At 64.9% G+C, this 3,206-nt stretch carries 3 protein-coding genes; all 3 read left to right on the top strand.

Annotation, left to right across the window (positions count from 1 at the left end; genetic code table 11):
- Positions 1–714: phosphopantothenoylcysteine decarboxylase domain-containing protein (locus P4U43_RS17730; protein ID WP_277359919.1), on the top strand; the 714-nt coding region annotated here is incomplete at its 5' end.
- A 4-nt stretch (positions 715–718) separates the two neighbouring features.
- The gene (gene metK, locus P4U43_RS17725; RefSeq protein ID WP_277359918.1) at positions 719–1,933 is read left to right on the top strand and encodes a methionine adenosyltransferase; all 1,215 of its coding nucleotides are present in this window, start codon (positions 719–721) and stop codon (positions 1,931–1,933) included.
- A 21-nt stretch (positions 1,934–1,954) separates the two neighbouring features.
- On the top strand, positions 1,955–3,206 hold a 1,252-nt coding region (locus P4U43_RS17720), incomplete at its 3' end, for a primosomal protein N' family DNA-binding protein (RefSeq protein WP_449658171.1).

The raw sequence follows: 3,206 nt of genomic DNA, 5'->3' as shown, positions 1-3,206 counted from the left end.
ACGCCGGCCGGGGCAGCACGTCCGCTGGCCGGCCGCACGGTCACCATCACCGCAGGCGGCACCCGCGAACCGCTCGATCCGGTGCGTTTCCTTGGTAACCGGTCCTCCGGGAAGCAAGGGGTGGCGCTTGCCGCGGCCGCTCTTCAGGCGGGCGCTACCGTGCAGTTCATTGCGGCCCATCTGGAAGTGCAGCCTCCGCCCGGTGCGCAGCTCACGGTCGTGGAAACCGCCGAAGAGCTGCGGGAAGTCACGCTCAAGCTGGCGCAGCGGTCGGATGCACTGATCATGGCTGCGGCCGTTGCTGATTTCCGACCGGACACCGTCTCGGATACGAAGGTCAAAAAGCGCGACGACGGTGAGAACCCTGTGATCACGCTGATTCGTAACCCGGACATCCTCGTGGAAGTGGTGCAGCAGCGCGCAGAGCTGGAATCTCCTGCGGTGATTGTCGGATTCGCTGCCGAAACGGGCGACGACGACGCCACACCTCTTGCGCACGGACAGCAGAAACTGCAGCGCAAGGGCTGCGACCTGCTGATACTGAACAGGGTGGGTCGCTCACTGGTCTTTGGTCAGGATTCCACTGAGGTGACTATTTTGGACGCGGGCGGCGCGGAGCCGGAGACCGTGAGCGGGAGCAAGACCAGCGTTGCAGCCGTCATCCTTGCGCGGGTTGCTGCCATGCTGGGGACCTCATCCGACCAAGTAGAGTGATCACGTGAATTCACCCCATACGCCTAGCCATCCCTTGCGATTGTTCACCTCGGAATCGGTGACTGAGGGCCATCCCGACAAGATCTGTGACCAGATCAGCGACGGCATTCTGGATGCGCTGCTGGCGGCGGACCCACGGTCCCGTGTAGCGGTGGAAACCCTTGTGACCACGGGCCTGGTCCACGTGGCCGGCGAGGTGACCACCGAAGCGTACGTCGAAATCCCGGAGATCGTGCGCAAGACCATCCTGGGAATCGGCTACGACTCATCAGCGAATGGCTTCGACGGAGCGCGTTGCGGTGTCTCCGTTTCCATTGGTCAGCAGTCTCCCGAGATCGCCTCAGGCGTGTTCAGGTCGCTCGAAACACGGGAGGGTACCAGCACCGACCCCTATGATGCCCAGGGTGCAGGGGACCAGGGGATCATGTTCGGGTACGCCAGCGACGAGACGCCCGTCCTGATGCCGACGCCCATCTGGCTGGCCCACCGCTTGTCCGAGCAGCTCACCGATGTCCGGAAGAACGGCACGCTGTCCTACCTGCGCCCGGACGGCAAGACACAGGTCACAATCGGTTACGACGGCGACAGGCCGGTCAGCGTCGACTCGGTGGTCATTTCTTCTCAGCACGCCCAGGGAGTCGACCTTAGAACCCTGCGGGCTGACCTCGTGGAGCACGTGATCAGCCCAGTCCTGGCAACGTCCCAGCTCGACGTTTCAAACGTCCGCCATATCCTCAACCCGGGCGGTGAATTCGTCATCGGCGGGCCGGTCGGAGACGCAGGACTGACCGGACGGAAGATCATTGTGGACACCTACGGTGGAATGGCCCGTCACGGCGGCGGTGCGTTCAGCGGCAAGGATCCGTCAAAGGTTGACCGATCGGCCGCTTACGCCATGCGCTGGGTCGCCAAGAATGTCGTGGCTGCCGGGCTTGCCCGCCGCGCGGAGATCCAGATCGCGTATGCAATCGGCATGGCGCAGCCGGTCGGCATCTACGTGGAGACCTTCGGTACCGAGCAGGTCGATCCCGCTGCAATCGGCTCGGCTATCAACGAGATTTTTGACCTCCGCCCCCTGGCGATCATCAATTCTCTTGACCTGCTCAGGCCCATCTACCAAAAGACCGCCGCGCACGGGCATTTCGGCCGCGAGGGCGAGGGGTTCAACTGGGAACTCACGGACCGCACCGACGAGCTCAAGAGCTACTTCAACGCGTAGGCAGGTATTACCTTCGAACCGATGAGTTCCGACGATGGACGGCAGCTTTCGCTGCTGCAGGGCTTCAGCGCACCGGCGGCTCCGCGCGGTACGTCCCCGGTCGCAGCCGAGTTGCCAGTCGCCCGGGTCCTGATCGATTCACCACTGCCGCATCTTGACCGTCCGTTTGATTACCTGGTTCCGGCGTTGGACGACGACGCCGCCGTCCCTGGCGCCCGGGTCAAAGTCCGCTTCGCCGGGCGGGAGCATGCGGCGTTCATCATCGAACGGCTTGCCGTCTCCGACAGCCCGGCACGTTTGCTGCCGCTGGCCAGGGTGGTGTCTGCGCATCCGGTGGCGACCCCTGAAATCCTGGCACTTGCAGCCGCCGTGGCGGCCCGTTACGCCGGCTCCGTCAGCGATGTCCTTCGATCAGCAGTGCCTCCGCGGGTGGCCCGCGTGGAGAAGGAGTTCACAGTTGACGGGACGGTTCCCCCCGATGTGCCCGCACAGGCCGGTCAGCCCTCTGTGTACGACCGGTACGTCAACGGCACGTTGTTCCTGGCACGATTGACCGAAGGTGAGAGTCCGCGCGCGGTACTGACGACACTCGGAGGCTACGGGCCGGCCGGGTGGCCGGTGGAACTGGCCGAAGCGGTACATGCAGTTTGGGCGGCGGGGCGTGGCGCCGTCGTCGTTGTTCCTGACCAGCGGGACCTCGGCCGTGTTGAAGAGGCACTTCGTGCGCGCATCGGTGCGGATGAGTTCGTCCGGCTTACCGCCGAAGACGGCCCCACCCCCCGGTACCGCAACTTCCTCAAACTCCTGCATGGACAGGTCAGAGTGGCGGTGGGTACGCGGTCCGCCGCCTATGCACCTGTGCGGAACCTGGGGCTCGTGTGCCTCTGGGACGACAATGATGAGTCACACAGTGAACCACGCGCCCCTTACCAGCACGCCCGCGAGGTGCTGCTGCTGCGCAGTGAACTGCAAGGTTGCGGACTGCTGATTGCTTCAGCCTCCCGAAGCGTCGAGGCCCAGCGGCTGATCGACAGCGGCTGGGCACAGTCCCTTACCGCTGATCGTCCGGCCGTGCGTCGGCTCGCTCCGCGGGTCCTTCACTCGGCCGATACTTTTCACACCGACCGCGAACCGCTGACGCACCAGGTCCGGATTCCTCCGGTGGCCTGGCGCGCCGCCAGGGATGGGCTGCAGCGCGGGCCTGTCCTGATCCAGGTTGCGCGCACGGGATTCTCACCTGCCCTGGCCTGCCAGGACTGCCGGGAACCCGCCC

The organism is Arthrobacter vasquezii, from assembly GCF_029455255.1.
GTDB classification, from domain to species: domain Bacteria; phylum Actinomycetota; class Actinomycetes; order Actinomycetales; family Micrococcaceae; genus Arthrobacter_D; species Arthrobacter_D parietis.
This window is presented reverse-complemented; position numbering and strand designations above follow the sequence as displayed.